The 22878-nt window shown below is 43.3% G+C and carries 20 protein-coding genes; 5 read left to right on the forward strand and 15 right to left on the reverse strand.

Going from position 1 to position 22878, the window contains the following annotated elements; all coding sequences use genetic code 11:
- Positions 1-129 precede the first annotated feature (129 nt).
- The 3 genes from DBR43_RS26740 to DBR43_RS26750 form a co-directional block, all read right to left on the reverse strand.
- Entirely contained in the window at positions 130-4677 is a 4548-nt protein-coding gene (locus tag DBR43_RS26740; RefSeq protein ID WP_124586404.1) for an efflux RND transporter permease subunit, read from the reverse strand.
- 95 nt (positions 4678-4772) lie between these two features.
- Positions 4773-5912, reverse strand: a complete 1140-nt coding sequence (locus DBR43_RS26745) for an efflux RND transporter periplasmic adaptor subunit (protein WP_124586405.1) — start codon at positions 5910-5912, stop codon at positions 4773-4775.
- 192 nt (positions 5913-6104) lie between these two features.
- Positions 6105-6473, reverse strand: coding sequence for a hypothetical protein (locus DBR43_RS26750; protein ID WP_124586406.1), 369 nt, complete (start codon positions 6471-6473; stop codon positions 6105-6107).
- A 151-nt stretch (positions 6474-6624) separates the two neighbouring features.
- On the opposite strand from DBR43_RS26750, the gene DBR43_RS26755 reads away from it, so the two are divergent.
- Positions 6625-7167, forward strand: a complete 543-nt coding sequence (locus tag DBR43_RS26755; protein ID WP_124586407.1) for a GNAT family N-acetyltransferase — start codon at positions 6625-6627, stop codon at positions 7165-7167.
- 11 nt (positions 7168-7178) lie between these two features.
- Positions 7179-7976 carry a hypothetical protein gene (locus DBR43_RS26760; protein WP_124586408.1) on the forward strand — a complete coding sequence of 266 codons (798 nt, stop codon included), beginning with the start codon at positions 7179-7181 and terminating at the stop codon, positions 7974-7976.
- Positions 7977-7984: 8 nt separating this feature from the next.
- On the opposite strand, the gene DBR43_RS26765 is transcribed toward DBR43_RS26760, so the two are convergent.
- The 5 genes from DBR43_RS26765 to DBR43_RS26785 form a co-directional block, all read right to left on the reverse strand.
- Positions 7985-9010, reverse strand: a complete 1026-nt coding sequence (locus DBR43_RS26765) for a hypothetical protein (RefSeq protein ID WP_124586409.1) — start codon at positions 9008-9010, stop codon at positions 7985-7987.
- Between the two features lie 75 nt (positions 9011-9085).
- Positions 9086-9787 (reverse strand): LytR/AlgR family response regulator transcription factor, encoded by a 702-nt coding sequence (locus tag DBR43_RS26770; protein WP_124586410.1) that lies wholly within the window; start codon positions 9785-9787, stop codon positions 9086-9088.
- Positions 9777-10808, reverse strand: a complete 1032-nt coding sequence (locus DBR43_RS26775) for a sensor histidine kinase (RefSeq protein WP_124586411.1) — start codon at positions 10806-10808, stop codon at positions 9777-9779. Before DBR43_RS26775 ends, DBR43_RS26770 begins: the two co-directional genes overlap by 11 nt.
- 1 nt (position 10809) lies before the next feature.
- Positions 10810-12000 carry an acyltransferase family protein gene (locus DBR43_RS26780; protein WP_124586412.1) on the reverse strand — a complete coding sequence of 397 codons (1191 nt, stop codon included), beginning with the start codon at positions 11998-12000 and terminating at the stop codon, positions 10810-10812.
- A gap of 90 nt (positions 12001-12090) precedes the next feature.
- Entirely contained in the window at positions 12091-12600 is a 510-nt protein-coding gene (locus tag DBR43_RS26785) for a VOC family protein (RefSeq protein WP_124586413.1), read from the reverse strand.
- A gap of 258 nt (positions 12601-12858) precedes the next feature.
- Here DBR43_RS26785 and DBR43_RS26790 point away from each other — a divergent pair, with 258 nt between their 5' ends.
- Entirely contained in the window at positions 12859-13398 is a 540-nt protein-coding gene (locus DBR43_RS26790) for a GNAT family N-acetyltransferase (protein WP_124586414.1), read from the forward strand.
- Positions 13399-13421: 23 nt separating this feature from the next.
- Positions 13422-14489: a DUF6688 family protein gene (locus DBR43_RS26795; RefSeq protein ID WP_124586415.1), complete on the forward strand. Its 1068-nt coding sequence runs from the start codon at positions 13422-13424 to the stop codon at positions 14487-14489.
- 111 nt (positions 14490-14600) lie between these two features.
- On the opposite strand, the gene DBR43_RS26800 is transcribed toward DBR43_RS26795, so the two are convergent.
- The 3 genes from DBR43_RS26800 to DBR43_RS26810 all read right to left on the reverse strand — a co-directional run bounded on the left by DBR43_RS26800 (position 14601) and on the right by DBR43_RS26810 (position 17961).
- The gene (locus tag DBR43_RS26800; protein WP_124586416.1) at positions 14601-16340 is read right to left on the reverse strand and encodes an RICIN domain-containing protein; all 1740 of its coding nucleotides are present in this window, start codon (positions 16338-16340) and stop codon (positions 14601-14603) included.
- Between the two features lie 154 nt (positions 16341-16494).
- Positions 16495-17508, reverse strand: a complete 1014-nt coding sequence (locus DBR43_RS26805) for a zinc-dependent alcohol dehydrogenase family protein (RefSeq protein ID WP_124586417.1) — start codon at positions 17506-17508, stop codon at positions 16495-16497.
- A gap of 36 nt (positions 17509-17544) precedes the next feature.
- Positions 17545-17961 (reverse strand): carboxymuconolactone decarboxylase family protein, encoded by a 417-nt coding sequence (locus DBR43_RS26810; RefSeq protein WP_124586418.1) that lies wholly within the window; start codon positions 17959-17961, stop codon positions 17545-17547.
- Between the two features lie 137 nt (positions 17962-18098).
- On the opposite strand from DBR43_RS26810, the gene DBR43_RS26815 reads away from it, so the two are divergent.
- Entirely contained in the window at positions 18099-18935 is an 837-nt protein-coding gene (locus DBR43_RS26815) for an AraC family transcriptional regulator (protein ID WP_124586419.1), read from the forward strand.
- 82 nt (positions 18936-19017) lie between these two features.
- On the opposite strand, the gene DBR43_RS26820 is transcribed toward DBR43_RS26815, so the two are convergent.
- From DBR43_RS26820 to DBR43_RS26835, 4 genes are all read right to left on the reverse strand, one after another.
- Positions 19018-19437 carry a hypothetical protein gene (locus DBR43_RS26820; protein WP_124586420.1) on the reverse strand — a complete coding sequence of 140 codons (420 nt, stop codon included), beginning with the start codon at positions 19435-19437 and terminating at the stop codon, positions 19018-19020.
- Positions 19438-19519: 82 nt separating this feature from the next.
- A complete protein-coding gene (locus DBR43_RS26825; protein ID WP_124586421.1) occupies positions 19520-20641 on the reverse strand; it encodes a ferritin-like domain-containing protein in 1122 nt (373 codons plus the stop codon).
- Positions 20638-22206, reverse strand: coding sequence for a GMC oxidoreductase (locus DBR43_RS26830; protein ID WP_124586422.1), 1569 nt, complete (start codon positions 22204-22206; stop codon positions 20638-20640). Before DBR43_RS26830 ends, DBR43_RS26825 begins: the two co-directional genes overlap by 4 nt.
- A complete protein-coding gene (locus DBR43_RS26835; RefSeq protein ID WP_124586423.1) occupies positions 22203-22733 on the reverse strand; it encodes a hypothetical protein in 531 nt (176 codons plus the stop codon). Before DBR43_RS26835 ends, DBR43_RS26830 begins: the two co-directional genes overlap by 4 nt.
- Between the last annotated feature and the right edge of the window lie 145 nt (positions 22734-22878).

A 22878-nucleotide genomic window follows, 5' to 3' on the forward strand; every position in this document is an offset into this window, starting at 1 on the left:
TGCAAATTTATGCTTTCCTGAGATCAGCTCAAAGAAGAAAATCTGATGGTGTTTATCGTGTTCATTGTCAGTTGAATAATGAAAAAGAGTTGCAGTGATACTGCAACTCTTTTTTTTGGTTAAGGAAGCTTATTTCCAGCCGCCCCCCAGTGCCTTGTATAAGGAAAGCTGGTTGAGCACCTGATGTTTCCTTGCCTGAACTTCGTTCATCTCTGCATCCAAAACGTCTCTTTGGCTGGTGATGATGTCCAGGTAAGTTACCCTTCCGGTCAGGAAGAGAATGTTGGCTGCTTTAACAGCTGCATTTAAAGCCTTCACCTCATCAGAAATGTGGATTCTTTTTTGGTTGATAAACGCCTGTGATTTTAAGGCATCCTGAACTTCATTATAGGCCTTCAAGACAATTTTCTCATAGTTCTGGAAGGCTATGCCATAGGCAGCAACGTAGCTTTCGTATTCTGCACGGATGCGGTGCTGATTGAAAACCGGAGCCGTCAGACCGCCAATCAGGCCATAGGCCAATGCCGTTTGGGGCTGGAAGAGTTTACTCAGGTCGAAGGACTGCAATCCAATTTGTGGTGCAAGTACAATCGCCGGAAGAAAGGCCGCGCTGGCTGCTTTACCTTCTTTCTGTGAGGCAATCAGTTCCAGTCCTGCCTGCCGGATGTCCGGTCTTAAAGCAATCATTTGCAAAGGTGTGCCTTCATTTAAAGTTTTTGTAGAAATAAATGATTCAAGCCCATTTTCTGTCAGAGGAATAGCTCCGTCAAATCTTCCCGTCAGAAAGTTCAGGTGGTGTTGCATCAGGCGCTGCTGCTGCAGGACATCCTGCTCTTTGGCTCTTGAATTTGAGAGTACAGCTTTGAATTGCTGAACACCTAATTCTGTCGCCATGCCAGCTTCTTTTTGAACTTCAATCAGTTGAAGACCCTTCTGCTGCAGGTCGATATTTCTCTTCAGTATTTTGAGCTCTTCATCCAATGTCAGCAATTCAAAATAGGCCGTTGCTACATTGCTGACCAGTTCTGTCTGAACCAGTTTTTGTCCTTCATAGGAAGCCAGGAATTTATTCATTGCTGCCTGTTTCTTGTTTTTAAGCTTACCCCATAGATCCAGTTCCCAGGAAGTTCTGATGCCTACAAAATAATCGGGGACCGGGTTCGGCAGCCGTTCGTTTTCCTTCAGGTTTCCCGAAAAATTGGTATCGTAATTGCCAATTCCATCTACTGTATAAAAGCCATACCTGCGCAAACCTGCCTCTACAGCAAGGTCTAAATTTGGCAACATTGCACCTTTACGCATGCGTAAATTGGCTTTGGCCAGTTCAATATGATGCAAAGCCTGCTTCATGTCGGTATTGTTGGCCAGGGCGGTATCGATCAAAGCAATCAGGTGTTCGTCCTTAAAGAATTCCTTCCATTGGGTGTTGGCAACTGTTATGGTATCAGTAGCTTGTCCATAGGAGCTGGGAGTGTTCCGGTGTTCATGTTTAGGGAGTTCTTTCTTCAGGTTACAACTGCTGATCAACAGGATACCCGCTATAAAGCTCAGGCTTTTTGTGGGAAGGCTTGCTTTCTTTTTCATTAATGAAGAGAACAGTACATAGAGCCCGGGGATCACAATTACGCCGACGATCGTTCCGATGATCATTCCGCCTACAGCTGCCGTTCCGATGGAACGGTTCCCAAGGGCACCTGCACCGCTGGCAATCATTAAAGGAATAAGTCCGGCAGCAAAGGCAAAGGAAGTCATTAAGATGGGACGCAAACGGGCTACTGAACCCTCTATTGCTGCTTGTAAAAAACCCATGCCTTCCTGTTGTTTGATGATCGCATATTCGACAATAAGGATGGCATTTTTCCCCAGCAGCCCGATCAGCATCACCAGTGCCACCTGTGCATAAATGTTATTTTCCAGTCCAAACATCCATAAGAACAGGAAGGCCCCAAAAATACCCGCAGGTAAGGACAGCAATACCGGCAGTGGCAGTAAAAAGCTTTCATACTGTGCCGCCAGAATCAGGTATACGAAGAGCAAACACAGGGCGAAAATATACAGCGCCTGATTTCCGGAAAGGATCTGTTCCCGGGTCATGCCTGACCATTCGATTTCATAACCTGCAGGGAGCTTTCTAGCCACTTTTTCTACCGCCTCAATCGCCTGTCCGCTACTGAAACCCGCAGTTGCTTCACCATTGAGCATGGCCGATGAAAACATGTTATAGCGCGTAATCTGCTCCGGACCATAAACACGTTCCATGGTGATGAAAGTTGAAAACGGAAAGATCTCTTCTTTATCATTTTTGATGAACAGGTTCAGTACGTCTTCCGGTTTTTCCCGGTAATTGGGTCCGGCCTGTACCATTACTTTATACATCTGTCCATAGCGGATAAAGTTGGTGGCGTAAAAACTACCCATTAGGGTCTGGAGGGTGTTCATCGCATTTTCAACGCTGATTCCTTTCTTTGCTGCAAGGTCATGATCTACCTTGATGAGGTATTGGGGAAAGCTTACATCAAATGTGGTAAAGACATTGCCAATCTCCGGTGTGGCTTTTAGATCTTCCATGAACTTTTTCATCACTTCGGATGTCTTATTGAGGTCGTCAGCGCCTGTTTTATCCAGGAGGCGCAATTCAAATCCTGAAGAGTTACCAAAGCCCGGTACGGTTGGCGGAGGGAAAAACTCTATCTCTGCGTCCATGATATGTGCCGTCGCCTTTTTCAGGTTTCCGATCATTTCCGTTACTGATTCTTTTCTCTTGTCCCAGGCCACGAGATTGATCATACCCATTCCGTATGAAGCTCCTGAAACTTCGTTCACGATGCTATATCCCGCGAGGATCGAAACCGTTTCCACCGCTTTCATTTTACGGCTGATTGCATCAATTTCATTGAGTACGCTTTCTGTTCTGTCTACTGTAGCCCCTGGTGGGGTTGTTACATTTACATAAATCATTCCCTGATCTTCGGTTGGAATAAAGCCGGAGGGCAGGATACTGCTCATTCCCCAGGTGGTTACAAAAAATACGATGAGCAATCCGAATGTGAGGACTCTTCTTCCTGCGATCCTTCCCAGCAGGTTTTTATAACCTCCGGCCATTTTATTATAGCCTTTATTGAATGTTGCGAAAAACCTGGCCATCCAGCCTTTTGCTTCCGGCTTGTCATGCGGAGAACGAAGAATGATGGCACAGAGGGCAGGAGTGAGCGTTAATGCGTTGATCCCGGAAATGATAATTGCCGATGCCAGTGTCAAAGAGAATTGTCTGTAGAAAATGCCGACCGGACCAGAAAGGAAAGCTACAGGAATAAATACGGCCGACATCACCAGTGTGATCGCTACAACCGGTTTACCCACCTCTTTCATCGCCGCAATGGTCGCTTCCATGGGTTGCAGGTGTTCTTCTTCCATCTTCGCATAAACCGCTTCGACCACTACAATGGCGTTATCTACCACGATCCCTATGGCGAGTACCAGGGCAAACAAGGTGAGCAGGTTAATGGAGAAACCCAGCATTTGCATAAAAAACAAGGCGCCGATCAGACATACCGGAACCGCCAGTGCAGGGATCAGCGTAGATCGGAAATCCTGCAGGAAGATAAACACAACGATAAATACGAGAACAAATGCCTCCAGCAAGGTAATGAGTACACTCGAAATCGAAGCATCAAGGAAACGGGATACATCGTAACCCATGGTGTATTTCATGCCCGGAGGAAAGGAATTTTCCTGCAGCGCCGCCATCTTTTCTTTTACATTTTTGATCACTTCCTGTGCATTTGAACCCGGAAGTTGTTTCATCATGATGGAGGCAGAAGGCCTGCCATCTGTTTTGGAAACCATCTCATAGTCTAATGAACCAAATTCTACATCAGCAATGTCTTTGATCCGGATAATGGAACCGTCTGGGTTTGCCCTGATTGGAATGTTTTTATACTCCTCTGCATCGGAGAATTTGCCCGGATAGCGCAATACATACTGCTGCATATTGATCGATTTGTCGGATCCGATTCCGGTTTGTCCGGGAGCAGCTTCTACATTCTGTTTTCTCAAAGCAGCAATCACATCATCGCTGGAGATTTTATAAGCAGCGAGGCGGTCGGGCTTGAGCCATACCCGCATTGCATAGTCCCTGAGGCCCATGATCTGGGCAAAGCCCACACCTTCAATACGCTTGAGCTCTTTCAGGATGTTGATGTCTGTGAAGTTGTAAATAAAGCGCTCATCAGCAGATTTGTCCTCACTATAGATGTTCAGGTACATAAGCATGCTGTTTACCTCTTTTTCGGTGGTTACGCCTGCTTTAATTACCTCTTCAGGTAACTCGTCCAGAACGGTAGTTACCCGGTTCTGCACGTTTACAGCGGCGATGTCCGGATCTGTACCTACTTTAAAGAAGACCTGGATCAGGGTAGTTCCGTTGTTGGTGGATACCGAACTCATATAGGTCATGCCGGCGACGCCATTGATGGCCCTTTCCAAAGGAATGGCGACGGCATTGGTACTTACTTCGGCATTGGCTCCGGTATAATTTGCCGTAACGACCACAGAGGGGGGCACAATATCCGGAAACTGGGTAACCGGCAGGGTAAATAAGGCCAGGAGCCCGAGGAGGGTAATAAAAAGCGAGATGACCAGCGACAATACCGGTCGTTTTATAAATTGTTCAAACATAATATGATGGGATTTATACGGATGGTTTTCCCGGAGTTATCCTTAAGGTCTGCCGGAGCTATCCGCAATAAATGCGTGTTGAATTGGGTAAATGTTTAGTTTTTAGCAATAGGGTTAGCCGCTTTTAAGTTAAGGTCAATGGGGTTGATCTGAATCCCATCGCGTAAACTTTGGGTTCCTTCAAAGACAATTTTATCGGATTTGTTCAGACCGGAGCTGACCATATAATAGTGCCCGATTCTTTGTCCGGCCTGGAAAGCGGTCATTTTGATTTTGTTGTCTGCTCCCAAAACATAGACATAGGTTCTGTCCTGGATCTCAAAAACAGACTTCTGATGTACAGCGAGGATTTCTCCTGTTTCTACAGGAACGCTGATTTTACCGGAAGCACCGTGTTTTAGCAGGCCTTCAGGATTCGGAAAATTCGCTTTTAAGGACAGAGATCCGGTCTGACTGGCGAATTCACTTTCTGCAAATTTCGCCTGACCTGCAAAGGGGTATACCGCACCATCTGCCAGGGTCAGTTTGACCGATTTCTTAAAGCTGTTTTTGGCATATCCCGCATCACTGGCGATATTTAAGTATTCTTTCTCGGTGATGGAAAAATAGACATTTACTGTGCTCAGGTCGGATACGGAGGTGAGGAGAGAGCCTTCTTCCAATAAACTGCCTGCTTTTAAGGGCAGGCGATCAATGCGTCCGCTGAAAGGGGATTTGATGAGGGTGTTGGACAATCTCGATTTCGCATAACGTAACACGGATCTGGCTTCGGCAATGCGTGATTCTGCTGCTTTAACTTTGGCGGCTGCCAGGTCCAGTTCTGTTTTGGAGACGATGTTGTTTTTCACCAGCAGTTTTGTTCTTTGTTGCTCTAATTCAACGGTCTTTGCATCTGCTATTGCATTGTTTAAGACCGCTTCTGCTTTACTAAGGTCGGCCTTATATTCTTCGTCGTTTATTCTGAACAGGATTTGCCCTTCTTTAACCGCTGAACCTTCTTCAACATAGATTTTTTCCAGGAATCCGGATAGCCGGGAACGGACTTCTACATTTTTTACGGCCTGGATATCCGCAATGTATTCTTTGTGAATTGTGGTGTCTAAAACGTGGATCGCAGCAACAGGTACAGATTTGGATTTGTCGGCGGCCGGTTGTTCTTTACTTTCAGAAGAAGTACAGCTGGTAAGTGCAAGTGCAACAAAAAGAGGGGAATAAGCTAAAAAGTTAACCTTCATGGCAATACTGATTTTTGTGGACGTATGTATTTACGCCCAGATGTATAATTGGTTTAATGAAATTCGCAGGTATAGAATTTTGGGATTAGTAAAGCACTGAGCAGGCGTAAAAGCAGAAATTTGCCCGCGCTGAATGCGAGGCAGATTAAAGAAATACCGGCCTTTAGAGATTACTAATAAAAGATATTTAAGCTAGAATGGTTTTAGCCTGAAAAGGTGGGAGTAATAACTCGGTAAACAAATGCTTTTTGTTCTGTAAAGCGGATGTTCAATAACAATGAGTTTTCCAATCTGTTTAAACAGGAAAAAGGAAAGGAAAACAATAATTGCAGGCAGGATATAAATGCCGGTATGGAAAAGACGGTAATTCTCGTTCGGAATTTTTATGTCGTCTTCATAATTGTGCATCGGGATATCCAGGAGGTCATCAAGTACAATTTCCAGAAATGAGTCGCCCGCAAATGTAGATTGCTTTTGATTTACGGAAGTATCTCCGGCTTCGTAGGCAATAATATTGAGGTACGCAAACAACGCCAGAAAATGAAAAAGTTTGATGAACATACGGTTTCAAAGATATAAGAATAGGAAACCTGATTGTTTGGAGAAAATTGTCTTTACAATTTTATGATAAATGCAATTTGTTCCGGTCTTTAAGGAAATCATTTAATTCCTTAGATTAGGATCATCATCAGGAACAAAAAAGATGCAGCCCATGAACACCAGCCAACCCGATTTTCAGGCCATCCTGGAAAATGAACTTGTTCAGCTTGTCCCGCTGCAAGAGCGTGATTTTGAGCAGCTTTATCAAGTAGCTTCAGATCCGCTGATCTGGAAACAGCACCCCAATAAAGACCGCTACCAAAGAACCGTGTTTGAAAGCTTTTTTACCGGAGCAATTGAATCGGGTGGCGCTTACCTGATCCTGGATATAGGTTCAAAAGAAGTGATTGGTAGTAGCCGGTATTATGATTATGATCCGGAAAAGCGCCATGTTTTTATTGGCTATACTTTTGTGGGCCGTAAATTCTGGGGCAAAGGTTACAATCCTTCCTTTAAAAGGCTGATGATTGATTATGCTTTTCAATTTGTGGATCAGGTGATGTTTCATATTGGTGCGCAAAATATCCGCTCGCAGATGGCCATTGAAAGATTGAATGCCGTTAAAGTGGGGGAAGAGGAAGTGGCTTATTATGGCGAAGCCTCTAAAATGAATTTCGTTTATCAGATTAGTAAAACAGATTGGTCCGGCATTTAAAACAGCAACTCATGAAAATTGACGATAAGGATACCGCCAAAATATTTGATTTATTAGGCAGGATCAGCAATGCTAACCCTGAAGCAGGGAAAGAAGCAGAAAGCTTTGCCGATCAGTTCTATTTTTGGGAGCAGCAGGCTGCCAGGTCTCTTCTTGTTTTTGAGCATTGTGAGATTGATCAGGTTCAGAAATGTTTTGCCGGTTACCCCGGAGGAGCTACCAGTTTCTACGTACCCGGCAGTTTTAAAATTAAAGAGGTACGCCTGAAGAAAGAAAGGTATAGTTTTTTCGCTGAAGATGGGAGATTCCTCACAGCGAATTTAGAGGAACTCAGTACGATGTGGGACCTGATCCCTCTGGGAGGAGAAAGGGTAAATGAAGCATATATAAGCTGGACATTTTTTAATTGTATCAAGGAAAAAAACACCGCTGAATATATACATCCCGGAATAGGGGAATTTATATTTGTCGGTGAATACGTTTTCGACGAATATCAATCAGAGGAGCATAACTTCTCCATTAGTGTTCATGTTGACGAGGTCGATGACCTGCGGGCCTGCTGTCTGGAGATCGATCGGCTCCTGGAAAGGATTCCTGAGTTAGACAAGATCTCCAGAAGAGAACTCGCTGATAAATTGTCTATGGAAGCAGAGGAATTGGAAATGATTAACCTTGATTGCCTGGACTATTACAAGCAGGGAGAATTTGACCTGACCTATTACTTAGCGGAAGATGCAGCCCTGGAATATGTCAGAGTTTGTTATTCAAAAGATGGCCTTCCGGTTGAGGCCACCTTTGGTAATTTTTAAAGGGGGATTTATTTCCATCGCTGAAATCCACCTACTTCATAACTGAGGATACCTGTTTTTGCATCATAAGCATCTTTCGACAAGACCGGAATAGGCATTGCTATTTTTGATTGCTCAGGATGATGGGTCCTGTTCACCAAAGTAGTAACCTTGGCAGGAATAACGGCTTTCCCGTTCATGAGGATGTTCTTAATCTCCAGTTTAACTATCGGCAGGTCTTTATAATTGACGGCCAAACTTGCTGCTTTAGGTTTCTTCTTCGCAAAATTAATCACCGTACCATATTGCTCCAGAAAAATAATGTTGTACGGACTGATGGATAGCTTTTTTCCTGGAAAAGCCATAGATCCAATGATGACTTTCTGTCCTGTTAGCAGGTTCTGAACACTCATGCTGACCCAGCTGTGTTCATATTCGCCCCAGGCAAACATCAGGTCCTTGCTCTTAAACCCTGCAGGAAGCGGTTTTCCTTTCACTTCTCCTGACTTATACAAGGTCAGGCGATAACTGCCCTTATCCCATTTTACTTTATTCCGGACGCTGATAAAGTCGCCCTCTCCATCGCTGCTGGCATAATAACCATCTCCTTTTAAGGCAGCAGTATCTCTTTCCATCCATCTGGAAAAAATCCCTCCACGTCCTATTTTTCTGTCTTTTCCTCCTTTAACTGGCCGTCCGTCGGAGGAAGTTTGAATGCCTCCATAATAGGGAATCCCATTAAATGAAGCATTAAATGGCGAAATATAAAAATTGTAACCTTTAGGAATTTCAGTTTTAATCTCCACATCTACAGAAAAACTCTGGAAATTTAAATTTGCAGTATCTAAGGGAACAAAGGTGTTAATGAAATGCAAAGGGGGCAACACAATGCTATCAGGATACTGAATGTCACTTTGCATTTTCTTCTTAATCTCTTTATCGATGTCGGAACTCTCGTATTTCTTTTTAAGCGTCTCTTTATTGGGGGGGGCTGTCTGAGAGAATGCGCTATAGGAACCGGTGATCAGCAAGGCCAGCGAAAGGAGTCGTATCATAAGTATATCAGATATTTGGGACTGCAATATCGATAAAACCAGATGCTTGTAAGCTCCTTGTAATGTTAAATATTGTTAACGTTGATTCAGTATCGTTTCCATCACTACTTTTCGCAGGGATTTACTGATGGGAACCTGATGTTTCCAAATGTGCAGGAGGTTCCCGTCAATGCGATCAATTTTGTCAATGCCCACCACATATGATTTATGGGTCTGTATAAACTGTGTGGCGGGTAGTTTTTCAAGTAACGACTTGATCGTGCTGTAGCTGATCATCCGTTTATCTTTAAGCTGAATGGCTATATAGTTCTCCATTCCTTCGATAAATAGAATGTCTGCGAAGACTATTTTTTCAAACTTGCCATTGACCTTTAGAAATAAATAAGCAGCAGATGCACCGGGCCGGGCTTTTAGTGAAAAATACTCCTTCGCTTTGGTTGCTGCTTTTAGAAACCGCTCGTAAGAGATGGGTTTTAGTAAATAATCCATCACCTCCAGTTCGAAACCCTGTATGGCATATTGCGCATAGGCAGTGGTAAAGATCACTTTAGGAGGATTGCGAAGCGTCTTCAAAAATTCAATGCCCGTAAAAAGGGGCATTTGTATATCCAGAAAAAGGAGGTCTACGGGTTCCTGCTCCAACAGACTGTTTAGCTGCAATACATCCTCACAGCTCCCTTTGAGGTCAAGGAAACTGATCTTTTCTATATAACCCTCCAGGCCTTTGCGCGCATAAGGCTCGTCGTCGGTAATGATACAACTGATTTTATCGCTCATATTCTAGTTTTAGGACCACCTTAAATTGATTGTTTTCCCGGAACAGTTTTAAGGAATGTCTTCCCGGATAAAGCAGGTTCAGACGTCTTTTCAAGTTTTCCAGTCCAATACCACCTGTTTCAGTTTTCCCGGGGCTGACAAAAGGAAGGGAGTTTTCTACTCTAAACAAAATACCATCTTCCTTTATTCTGGCATCGATGAGCATTTGATAATCCCCACCTATAAATTTGAATGCGTTTTCTACCAATGGCAAAAATAACAACGGATACACCAGTTGTGTGTTCAGCTGCGGATCAAAAGCGATCTGTAACTGTAGTTTATCCGTACTCCGGATCTTCTGCAATTCAACAAAGCTTTGAAGGTAGTCGATTTCGAGCAGGACAGGAACCTGTTGCTGCTGGTCATAAAGCTGGTACCTCAACAACTCTGAAAATTGCTCAATACTTCTCTTTGCACCAGGCAAATCTTCATCCATCTGGAAATAAATGGTGTTTAAGGCATTGAAAAGAAAATGCGGATGATACTGGGCTTTAAGGAATTTAAGCTCTGTTTCTAAATGTTCATTGGTTATTTTTTCCAGGAGCATTTTATTGTCCACATAAGCTTTTAACCAGCTTCTGCTGCGTGCAATTCCATAATAGATCAGCGCATATAACGTTGGAATCATAGTCAGGTCCGCTACATCTCCCCAGGAAAGGCCATCATCTGTAAATGCAGCCATAGGGATCAGGATCAGGTAAGCCAATAGGAGGTTAGCAGCTACCAATACCAGTAATTCCCTTAAGATGCCCCGATAATTTAAGTGATGGGACCAGCGTTTGTCGTAAAACCGGAAGAGCGCTTCAAAAATGCCAATGCTTAAATACCCCAGCAAGATGCTGCAAAGAATTTCAAAAATATTTAAAGCTAAATCTCTTTTCCAGAACTGAGTATCAACGGCAAGGTCATGGAGCAGCCTGATGGTAAAATAGATCAGGAGGCCATAAAGTCCCGGGAAAATGTACTTTTTGAAAAACTTCATGTCATGCGGTTTCTTCTGTCGGCGTTTTTTTGCCGACCGTATTTTTTATGGGTTTCATACCGAATAAAAATCTGCTGACTGCAAAAGGGCGGATCAGCAAATGATAGGTCAGCACACTTATAAAAAATGTCAGTCCTAAAGTATAAATATATTTAGACAAAATGCTTTCATTAGGCAGCTGGACGATATAATAGACCAGGATGACGATCACAGTCTGATGCAGGATATAGAAAGGATAGGCAGACTCGTTTAAATAGCCGAGTATTTTGCTTTTACGGTTCAGGTAATGTTTTCCATATCCGATCAGGGCGAATACCCAGGCCCATGCTATGGTTGGTTTTAAGGCATAAAAAAGATAAGTGAAGAATTCATCCCGGAAATACCACTTTTCATCACCAGGTTCAATTTTATTCCATCTTAAATAGTTGAGCAGTAGGAGTGTGAGAAAGCCAATCGTTAAGGCGAATCTTCGGTTCCGTTCCAGGCTATCCATTAACTTAGGCTGAAGAATACAGATAAAGCCAGCCATCAGGAAGAGCAGCCAATACACAAAATAGGCGGGATCGTTGATCAGGTTGTTGGTTTCGGGAAAGTCCGGGCTCATCAGCGTGTACCAGATGATTCCGGGAAGCATCATCAGGTAGATCCGTTTACCTTTAGCCAGCACCTCAATTTTTGTTTTGAAGCCTTCATTTTTGGGCGATATCAGCCAGGCAAACACCGGGGCGAAGATCAGGTCGTACAGGAATAAATAGGCCACAAACCAGAGGTGATGCCAGCTGAAGTTGCCTTTTGGATAAGGCACAAAATCGAATGTCGCCGGATACCAATCCCAGAAACTACCCTGATATCCCGCAACCAGACGTTCCATATAGATCTGAGGGGGAACGACAACGAACATGCCGAATATAAGCGGGATCAACAGCCTTCGGAAGCGTAGGCCGATAAAGCTTAACGTTGATCTGCGCTGCATCATGTAAAAGCTGACCGTACCGGAAATGAAGAACAAGAGGGGCATTCGAAAAAGATGGAGGAACAGGTTTGACTCCATCAGCAGGTTGCTGGTTTCTGCATTTTTCAGGTGCCAGCCCTCTTCCGCAACATAGGGCATGGCCGAATGAAAAATTAATACGCCCAATATGGATAATATCCTTAGCCAGTCAAGGTAGGTTTGTCGTTGTGTGCTTTCCATTTTCGTTCTTTTTACACAAGAAAAGAACTTCATCTAAAATGGAAGGCTTTTTTTTGACCACAGGGCCGATTTTCCTGACCAGCAGGTTATTTATTGATCAGCAGTCCTATGTAAGGCAATTCTGTTCCCTTCGCTGTCCTTAAATTCCGCAACGGATCCGAATACGCCGTTGGAGGTTTCGGGATAGAGAATTTCTCCTCCATTTTTTACGGCCAGTTTTAGTGTCGCATCAATGTTTCCTGTCTTGAAATAGATCAATGTGCCGTTTATAGTCGGTTTGTAGATTTCCCCTTTTGCCAATGCACCGGAAATACCACTATCCGTTACTGTAAATGGGAATAAAGCCATTTCATTATGATCAATAATGTCTTTCTCAAAGTCAAAATTAAAAACGGCAGTATAGAATTTTATGGCTCTGTCCATATCGGTTACCGGAATTTCAAAATAGACCACCGGATTGGAGTTTTTTTTAATGCTCATCTTTGTTTTTTGTGTTGCCTTTTCTGCAATAGGGTCTTTCTTTTCATTTTTACAGGAAGAATGGAGGATAAGAGCTAAACCGATACTGGTTAATATCCAGGTTACTTTTTTGCTGATCATCTTAAAAGGCTGTTTAACCTGATTTCAAATAATTGTTCCGGAATTTTACCGGTAGCGTGGTTGCCATAGATTTGCATACAAATGACCTGACAATTTTTTATCGTATAAGTTCGTCAGTTTTCAAATATACAAAATGAATGGTGCTAAAACATAACAGGTTTTGCGCCCTGCTTTCTTTTTGGAAAGGGCTTTCTTGTTTTTGAAGGATTCTGCAGATAAATTAGCTAACTTGATGGCCTTGAAATTAAAGATCTTTAAATGAGAATCAATATAGACGAAAATATATATCTTGAGCTGATTGCTGAGCAGCATGCTGCCGGATTATATGCGGTTATTGAAGCAAACAGGGCACGTTTTGCCGAATTTTTAGCCTGGGGTGACAATGCCGGCTCTCTGGAGAATTTCAATAATTACATCAAAAACTGTGAATTGCAATATCAACAGGGAAATGACATAAATTTTGTGATCTTACTGGACGAAAAACCTGTTGGGAAAATGGGATTACATTATATAAATACGCATAATAGAAGTGCTGAAATTGGCTATTGGCTTGGGAAAAGCGAGGAAGGGAAGGGAATCATTACAAAATCATGTAAGGGTTTGATCAGTTATGGTTTTACAGCATTGGATTTAAACAGAATAGAGATTAAAGCAGCGGTAAGCAATGTCAGAAGTCTGGCCATCCCAAAGAAACTGAATTTTACAAAAGAGGGCATCCTGAGGCAGGCAGACCAGGTCAACGGCCGGTTTCTTGACCTGGTTTTATATTCTATGTTAAGAGAAGAATGGACATCATAAACACCATATTTTAAAATAGCATCGTGGGCATTCTGATCCTCTTATTTTTATTGTCATTGCCGGTTTTGGGCTACCTCCTGTACAAACAGGCCAGAAAGGGAGTGGCTACGCCGGTAAAAACACTGGAGTATGTATTTATAGCGGGCTTTACACTCTCTTTTTTATTGTTCTGCTGCGGTTTAATGGTGTATGCTGCGGACTATTATACCGCTATTGACATCGTTGATGGGGGCTATTCTCCCTTCGCGTCCAGGCACCTGCTGAGCCTGATCACCTTTTTTGTCCTGGCAGTATTTGGAATATTGAAGCTTTGGTTAAAGGGGAGGGGGATGCCTCCATTACTCTTTGTGCTGATGCTGGTTTTTGTTTTAATCGGGATTCCTGTTAGTGCCACTGTATTTGTTCAAATCTCCCATAATACTGAATCTTATGATGGATGGCTCTTCGGTTTTTTACCTTTTGCTTATATGATCACTGCGGTGGCCGTAATTTGTAAATGCGTTGTGGAAGAGCTTGCTGTGGCAAATGATAAGGTCTATCGCAATAAAGTGCTCAATTATTTAAATCAAAAGATGGCGAAGACCGCCCATCAGCCATTCTATGTGTTGGTTTTACTGATTCCGGTTTTTGTCATCATCGTGGCCTTATTGATCTTATGCGGGCAAGAGGCAGATTCGATGAGTAAAGTTTTTACCGAAACCACAACCTGGCGCTTTTCCACTAAAACTCATCCACCATTTTTAGACCACCAAGGTCATTATTTATGTACAGTGGCTGCTTGTGGCGATCCGAAAGTGGTAAAACCACTGCGTTTAGGAAGGAGACACGGTCATGAAATTATTGTAAACAGACAGTTGCTCATTGCAAATGCTTTTGAAGCGTTAATCCAGGAAAATCTCCCGGCAGCGCATCGGATAATCAGGAGCTGCTATGATAAATATGGTTATCCTTTATCGAAGAAAATCACCAGTAAACGGGGTTCAAACCTGGTTTACAGATTGATGAAACCCCTGGAATATTTCTTTCTTCTGTGTTTGTATTTGTGTAGTACTAAACCGGAAGAAAAAATCGCTGGTCAGTATGCCTTGTAATTACGGTGAAAACTAAGTTCAGAATTCTGATCATCAACAAAAGGCCCCACATTTCTGTGGGGCTTTTGTACGTTCATCAGCAGATGAACAAGAGAGCGGAGGTTAATTATTTTAATAAGTATATTCCCAGTGGAAGTTGAGTTGTTGGATGACGTTGTTGTTGTGCATACCTGAGATGCGTGCCAGTTTGGGCTTTAAACCATCTCCAAGATCTGCGGAAAAGCGTGTTTCTTTTGTTTTTCCGCCACCAATCACATGTCCTTTATCTGTAATGAACCAAATGCCTTCGATATGATTTCTCATATGTCCGTAAATGCTATTGATATATTCCTTTTTATCCAGCACCAACCTTGTGCTGTTTGTAGTGAATTTGCCGATGGTTTCCTCTATGTTCTGGCCTTCGTATCCAACCCTCAGACCCACCAGGTTCCCATTTTCCTGAAATAGCGTCAATGCGTTGATCTTTGCATCTTTTACACCTTCGAAAGCTGTTGTTCCATGATAACCACCAAAAGTTCCGACTGTTCTTTTAATGACCTTTTCTACGTAATCGCCCTCTGTGGGGTCAAAATGTTTCCATAGTTTTGCCTGATCCATCAGTTCGTCAAGCTCAGATTCATATTGCTGGGTGATTTGATTTCTGCGTTGTTGTACCGCAAATTCTGCACGTTCTTTAAAATCGAAGTCGCCAATCTGACCATTATACATCATAGACCAGTACATCGACCACTTGTCATAAGTATCTTCCGCCTGGGAAGAAAGAATAAAATAAGGGAGTTCCTGTCCTGTTTCATGCTGCTCTTTCGTCTTCATGTCTTTCCGTTCCCTGAGGTGCGATAATCTGGAATTCATCAGTGTTTTTCTGTGTTTCTCTGCGTCTTTCGAAAAAACTTTGATGCATTCCTTCAAACTCGCCAAATGTTTTTGATAATCATTTTTTGAGGGCTCATATCCAAATACTTCGTAATAATCTACGAGAAGCTTACGGCGCAAGGCGATCATAATCGTTCCCAAGCCAAGTAAGTAAGGCAATACAGATGCTTTTTTGTTTAAGAAATGGGTTTGTCTTCCTGATCCATAGCTGATTGCGCTGATCAGTTTGCTTCCTTTTTCTACCGTTTTCGGCGATAAATCGTCAAATTCTTTGGCAATAATTAATAATCCTGCCACATCATCTCTCAAACCGTCTATCACCTGTTTTTCCAGTATTTCGTGAATCCGGGCATCCACATAAGTTTTCATTTGATCCCAGAGTTCTGATAAGGTATTCTGAGAACTCCAGAAAAAGCCGATTACTGCGCTGATTCCGCCACCTACCTTAGGGATGGCACCTATGACCCCCAGCAGGATGGTGCGCAACATCTCATTTGTTTCCCCATAAGACATTGGCGATTCTCCTACCGCATCATCGGTAACCGGGACCAGTTTGAACAGTTGGTTGTCCGTTCCCGACAATTGGAATTGAAGGACGCTTGCATCATCTGCCTCACTCGCTCTGATGACATCCAGAAATTTGCCGCTGTGTAAGACCCTGATCCTGTAATAACCTCCACCGGCAGGGTCCATATGAAAATGATGGTTTTCTTTTCCGCCTTCGTAATGCCATTGGATAACCCGTACTTCATTTGCTGTAGAATAGTTATCAATGGCCAGGTATCGCGCTCTGTAGGCCGGCATGATCCAGTAAAAATGGTTCCCTTCATCGAAGCTGAATTTCTGATACTCATTGTCAATATCTAAAGTCATTTGAACCATTGAGCTGCCAAGGTGTTCATTTTTAAAACCAAGTGCTTTACCGCTATGTTTCGCAATCAGAAAATAGCGCTGACCAGATAGGTGTTTAAATGCCATGTTTGTATAATTTTATAGTTGTTTTTCTGCTGGCAAAGAAAGAAGATCCCCGATGAAAAGCAGAAAAACGAGTATATACAAAGTGTATACATGGCAAATAAATTAATAGGTATCGACAGCGACCCCTATGAGGATATGGGTATTTTGATTCCTGTTATATTGAAATCACGATCTTGCCAAAATGCCTGCCTTCCTCCAGCTTTCTATAAGCATCTTTAACCTGGTCTATGGTAAATACCTCGTCAATTATGGGATGTAAGTTCGTCAGCTCAATTGCACGGTTTAGCGCGGAGAAGCTTTCTGCACTGCCTACCGCTAAGCCCTGTATCCGCAGAAATGACATGTTGATTTTATGCCGGTGTATATCCAGGGGTAATTCTGTTCCCGAAATGAAGCCGGCAGTACCTACAAAACCATTCTCTTTGATCGAGAGGAGGGACTGCTCAATTGTTTTAGTCCCGGCGATATCGAGTGTAATGTCTACACCTTCACCATTGGTGAGGGAAAGTACCTCCTGATGCCAATCCGGATTTTGTGCATAATTAATGATCTCATCTGCTCCGATTGCTTTGAGTCTTCCGGCTTTTTCGTCGCTGCTCGTTGTAGCAATGACCCTTGCACCTGCAGCCTTTGCAATCTGCAGGGCAAAGAGGGAAACACCTCCGGTACCCTGTGTCAGTACGGTTTGGCCCAATTGTAAATTTGCCTGGTTGATCAGGCCATGCCATGCTGTTAAAGCTGCAATCGGCAGTGTTGCTGTCTCTTCAAAACTGAGGTTGTCCGGTGCTTTTACCAATCCGTATTCGGGAATACATACATATTCGGCCATGACACCGGGAGTTTGCCATGCCACGCGAATGGAATTGCTTTCCTTATCGATGTTTCCTTTTGTCCATTTTTGTACGTACTGGATGGCAACACGGTCGCCGGTTTTCCAGCGGGTGACATTCTTTCCAACCGATTCCACAATCCCGCTGCCATCTGAAGCAGGTATATAGGGAAAGTTCAACTCATTGGAAAAGCTTCCCCGGGCGATAATGGTATCCAGGTAATTTAAGGATACCGCTTTTATTCTTACTAAAACTTCGTGATCCAAAGGACTCGGAGATTCCAGTTCATTTACGATCAGATTTTCGATTCCAAACCTTGTTAATTGTACTGCTTTCATGTTTTTTATTTTATGTTGTTCTTTTACCGTTAAAAATTAATGGATATCGCCAAGTGTGATGCGCAGACGGTTTAAGGCATTCATCAGGGAAATACTGGCTGTAAGGTCTACCAGTTCTTTTTCACTGAAACTGAGCAGTAGCTGTGTTTTTAGCTCCTCGAAATCCCCGGTCATTCGGGTGATTGCTGCTGCCCATTGCAGGACTAACTTTTCTTTGTGGTCAAATGCATTGGTATATTTCCAGCCGGGTATCTTGTCGATAATGCTTTGTGTTATACCTAGTTCACGTAGCTCATTGGAATGAAAACTGCAGCAGTAAGCGCAGCCATTCATTTGCGAGACATAGAGTTCGGCCAGAACAATCAGGCGGATGTCTATTTCAGATTTTCTGATCTGTTGATGAGATTGATACAAAAGGCCTATGCTTTCTTTAGAGATTTCCTGATAGTTCATAATTGAAGATATTTGATCTGTTTTTTGTCATCCAAAAGTAGGCAGGAGGGATTCCTGAGAACGGTAAATGCTGGCGAAAGAACAGTAATATCCCTGGATCCTGATTTTATGACTTTGCAAATGGTTAAGTTTGCTATATGGATTTTTTACACGATAGCTTTGCCATAGAAATTGCAGGCTATGCCGAATGGCAGGAGCGAAGCAGGACCAATAACTTTTTTGAACTCGTTTATGTACTGGAAGGAACCGGCCTGCAAAGTGTAAACAGCATTAAACTTCCTTTCCGGGAAAATGACATCCACCTGCTGCCAGCGGCAAAGTGCTATAAATATATTATTGAAGAAGCGAGTCGTTTTCTGTTCGTGCGGTTCACCAGCAGCTATTTTATCCCATTGTCAAACGATCAGGTCGATTATAGTTCCTGGTTTAGCCGTTTGAATTTTATCCTCGCAAATCACAACCATCATCCCGGTGAGCTCATTAAAGATGCGGGCGATAAAGAACAGGTGAAGCGATTACTGGATGCAGTGCTTTATGAATATGAGCGAAAGGAAATCTGCTCTTCCTTTATCATCAGAACAACATTGGTTTCTATTTTGGGAATTCTTTCCAGGAATGCTCAAAAGAGTATTTTAAAAGGAAGAATGATTAGTGATTCCAAATTTGCAGATCTTTTAAACTTTATCAGTTTTCATATCATCAATAAAGAGATGATCACTGTAGAATATCTGTCTGAGCGCTTTGGTATTTCGGAAACTTATTTCAGTGAATACTTTAAGAGAAATGCAGGAGAACGCTTTCAGGATTACGTATTGAAATCCAGGCTTAGGATAGCGGAGTCCCGTGTCATTTATACCACAACCCCAATTAAAGAGATTGCCTGGGAACTGGGTTTTACCGACAGCAGTCACCTCAACAGAATGATGAAACGACATTATGGAAAAGGAATGCTGCAGATCAGAAAGGGCGTTTAAATCTGGTTAAACGAAAAATATCTTTTGACAATTAAATCTATAAAAAAACCTGCTCATCTTACAATGGCAGGTTTTTGTGCATTTAATCCTTTGAAGGGTCTGGTATGAAATAATTGCGGTCGGGCGGTGCTTCATGAAGTGTGAAGACTTTCTGGTAAACGGGATCATAAACATCAATGATGGTATAAGTTCCTGAGGTCAGCCATTCTCCTTCTGTCCAGTTTCCCTGGGCATCCAGTTTCTTGTAAATCGTTTCGGACTGGATAAAGATGCGGCCCCAGAACAGCCATTTTCCATTGATATTGTGAACATAGTATACCCTGACCGGATCCAGCTGGAATATGCGTGCCGAGGGTTTGTCCTTAAAGTTGAAGATCTTTCCTTCTACATCGGCAAGTGTAACCGGGTTAATGATATGCTGCTCCCGGTCCATGAGGTCCGAAGGAAATCCTTGTTCTGTGGTTAATTGAAGGGTGTCATTTATTTCTACGTAGCTTCCCATAGGGTTGATGGTTTAGGGTTAATTAATTATTTTCTTTAGGCTGATTCATTTTTTATCAGTCTGACTGGTCATGATTTCCGGGTTAATATTCAATTAACCTAAAGCTGGGCCCATAATTTCCGACTTTGCCCGGAAGTGGGATTTTCATTAAGGGGATGGCGAATTTTTCAAGATCGAACATCAGTTCTATTGCTTTCCACAATGCTGCCTGACCACCTTCGCCCCAGGCACTTTGCAGGGTATGAATCATTTTGGAATAAACCAGGTCAAACTGATGGCTAAGCTCCCATACTTCTTCCGGCACGTCATTTTGTTGATAGCCTCCTTCCGGAACAATCGCCATTGGCCAGATTTCGGGAAATGCAAGTGGCGACATAAAAGCATATTTCCCCGTTGCCGGATCTAATTCAATCTTCTGTCTTTTCCTTACTTCCCAGAACCTGTAAAAATGGGAGAGTTCCTCCGGACTGGATTTAACTTCTGTAGGTTCTACGGCACCTTCACCTTGTTCTTTGATCCAATGGATGGCGCTGTCTAATTTTTCGAGCGTATCTACAATGAACCAGGAGAGTGGACCACTGATCTGCTGATCGGGCTTCATTTCGGGTTTCAGGCTATGAAATTCCTTGTTTATAGCATCGTATAACGCACCAATGGTAGTAGAATGCTCCCCATCATGTTCATGACAGTCTTTGTATTTACTGTCGTACTCCGCAATCTGGATCTCGCCCTGTGGCAGTTCTATTTCCAGAAAATCATCCAGCAAATCATCGTTCAGACCAGACAGGCGAAGTGTAAGTTCAGGATGTACTCCGCCGGGTAGTTTCGTCGGGTAGCGCAGTCCTTTGTCGGAGGTGTCATAAATTTTAGGATCTCCACCGATAGAACTTAGCAGGTTGCAAACCAGGGCAAGATGCAGCATTTCTTCCTGAACAATATGACGGATGGATTTGGCAACAGGATCAAGGTTATCTTTGATGGACCATAGTGCGGCCAGATAAATGGGAATCGTCCCGAACTCCAGATCGATACATACCTGTAAGGAGTCTTTCAGCAGTGCTAAGCGTAATTCATCATCTGCAGAATCAATTAAGTTATGGTTGAGCAGGGCGACATGTTCTTCCATGCTTTTATCATCCCCCTGGATGATTTCATCGATACTTGCATTTAGATTTTCGGTGGTAGTGATATTTTGTGAGTTCATAGCTTAGATAGGTTTGATTGTTGAATTAATAGGTCTGACAACCTGATAGACAAGGCGGTTAGGGTTAAAGTCGGGTTTACTGCACTACCGGTAGGGAAAACTCCGTTAGAGCAGAGGTACAGGTTAGAGATGCCATGTACCTTGAGATTTTCATCTGTTACACCATCTGCTGCTGTTTTGCCCATCCGACAGGTTCCGGTGGTATGGTGTGCTCCGGGGTCGTCTATCCTGGCATCTCCCGGATTGATAGTACAGCCCATCTTCAGGATCACTTGTTTGAGGATGTCAAGATTTTCCTCCGCATTTGCATTTTCTTCCTCCGTACGGGAGAAACTAATCTCAGTAAGTGGCAATCCAAATCTGTCTGTCCCTTCCATAATTCTCAGGTGGTTCTCATGTTTCCCTTTTTCCTCCATAAAAGCTTGAATTTCAATGGTCATCGGGCCGGTCATGATCGCGTCGATCTCGTCGCAGGTTTTTCCTGCAATCATTAAAGAGGCGATATTCTGATTGGGCTGCACTCGGTCTCTAAAAAGAAGGATCTTTCCGATCTTTTGTCTTTCCGGCGTATCATAACTTCTGGACATGAGGGTTGGAAAATCGTATTCCTGAAACCATCTTTCCTTATTTTCGGGGAACCTTCCCCGTACTTTTAACATGGAATGGGAGATGATAAAGCGACCGCAGAGATCTTCATCATTTCCAACGCCATTTTTCCAAAACTCGTTTTTGGAGTTCATCAGCAGCTTTGGTGTTTCGTAAGAACCGGAGCAGATGATGTAATGACTCGCTTTTTCGAAACTTACCTCACCTGTGAGGTTATTCAGACATTCTATCGAGGCAATCTTATCCCTGCTTTCACAGTTGATCTTCCTTACCGGAGTATTGGGCCTAAGCGTAAAGTTGAGATACTTCTTGTTTTCCAAAAGTTCGGTCAGGATATCTACTGCAGAGAATCTGGAGCCAAACGGGCAGTACTTACAGGTTCCGGTAGTGAAACATTTTCTGTATCTGGCCAAAGGCATTTTACCGGGTTTAATGCCCATTTCTTCAAATGCTTTGATCATTAATCCGTCTGTCGCAGTCCACTCAAACGGAGGCATTGGATAAGGTTTGCTTCTCGGCGACCATTCTTCGTCTTCATCTCCGCAAACGGCGAGGTATTCTTCTGCCTGCTGATAATATGCTTCCAGATCGTCATAAGAAATCGGCCAGTCTGCCCCCTCACCGGTATTGGTGTGGAGCTGAAAATCTTCCGGTTTAAACCTCAGGGACCAGGCCCCCCAGTGCATGGTAGAGCCACCTACTGCTTTTACCCTTGCACCTTCAGACAGCCAGTTTGTGGTACCAACGGATTTGGCTTCCCATTTTTTATCGTATGTATAATCGTAGGGTGTTCTGTTTAAGGTGATGTAGTCCCACCATGCCCGTCTATCCTTTGAAGGGATCACCGGCCCGGCCTCGAGCATGAGGATAGCGGTAAGCGGATTGTGCGCTAACAGACGTTTGGCTATCGTGACTCCGGCTACACCGGAACCGACAATAATGTAATCGTAATTTTTCATGACTGAGGGTCTGTATTGGTGGCCGGATCTGGTTTATAAACCCTTACTAAATCTTGCTTGCTATACCTGGAGCCCTTCACGTAACCATGGTAGTTCTTGCCACCGAAGTGTTTGAAGCCACTGGCCATGACCTGCATGATGATAAATTCATTGACAACAAATGTTTTGGTGTGTGCCAGCCGTGTAGTTGGTGGCCCTGCAGGTTGTTTATAGGTCAGAAATAACAGTCGGTAAGCATTTTCCTCACCATTCAGGTCAATCAATTCCTGGAGCACATAAGTCGCATTGATGTACTCTCCGGTATAGGAGGGAGCTACATTGGTTTTTGCGGCGATCATTTCCAGCCAGGAGCTTTTCAGGTTGGAGGATTCGTAATAGACATTCTCCCATACATTTCCGATCTGCACAAATAGTTTCCATAGGAACTCTCTCTGGGCAGCGGTTAGGGGCTGATGCTCACTCTGAATGAGCCCAGGATCAATGATATCCTTGCAGATATCTCCGGTTAGCATTAATGTTGTATTCATAAGGATGGATTTGGTTTTTTATCTAAATAGGAGCCGTTGCCGCATAGCGCTGACTGAGCCTGGATCAGATCTCTGTTCCATGGATGGTAAATAAGCGTAGGACAGACTTATCTGTGGGGGTATCGACGGAGATGGTTTTATCCCC

Source organism: Pedobacter sp. KBW06, assembly GCF_003852525.1.
Lineage (GTDB): Bacteria > Bacteroidota > Bacteroidia > Sphingobacteriales > Sphingobacteriaceae > Pedobacter.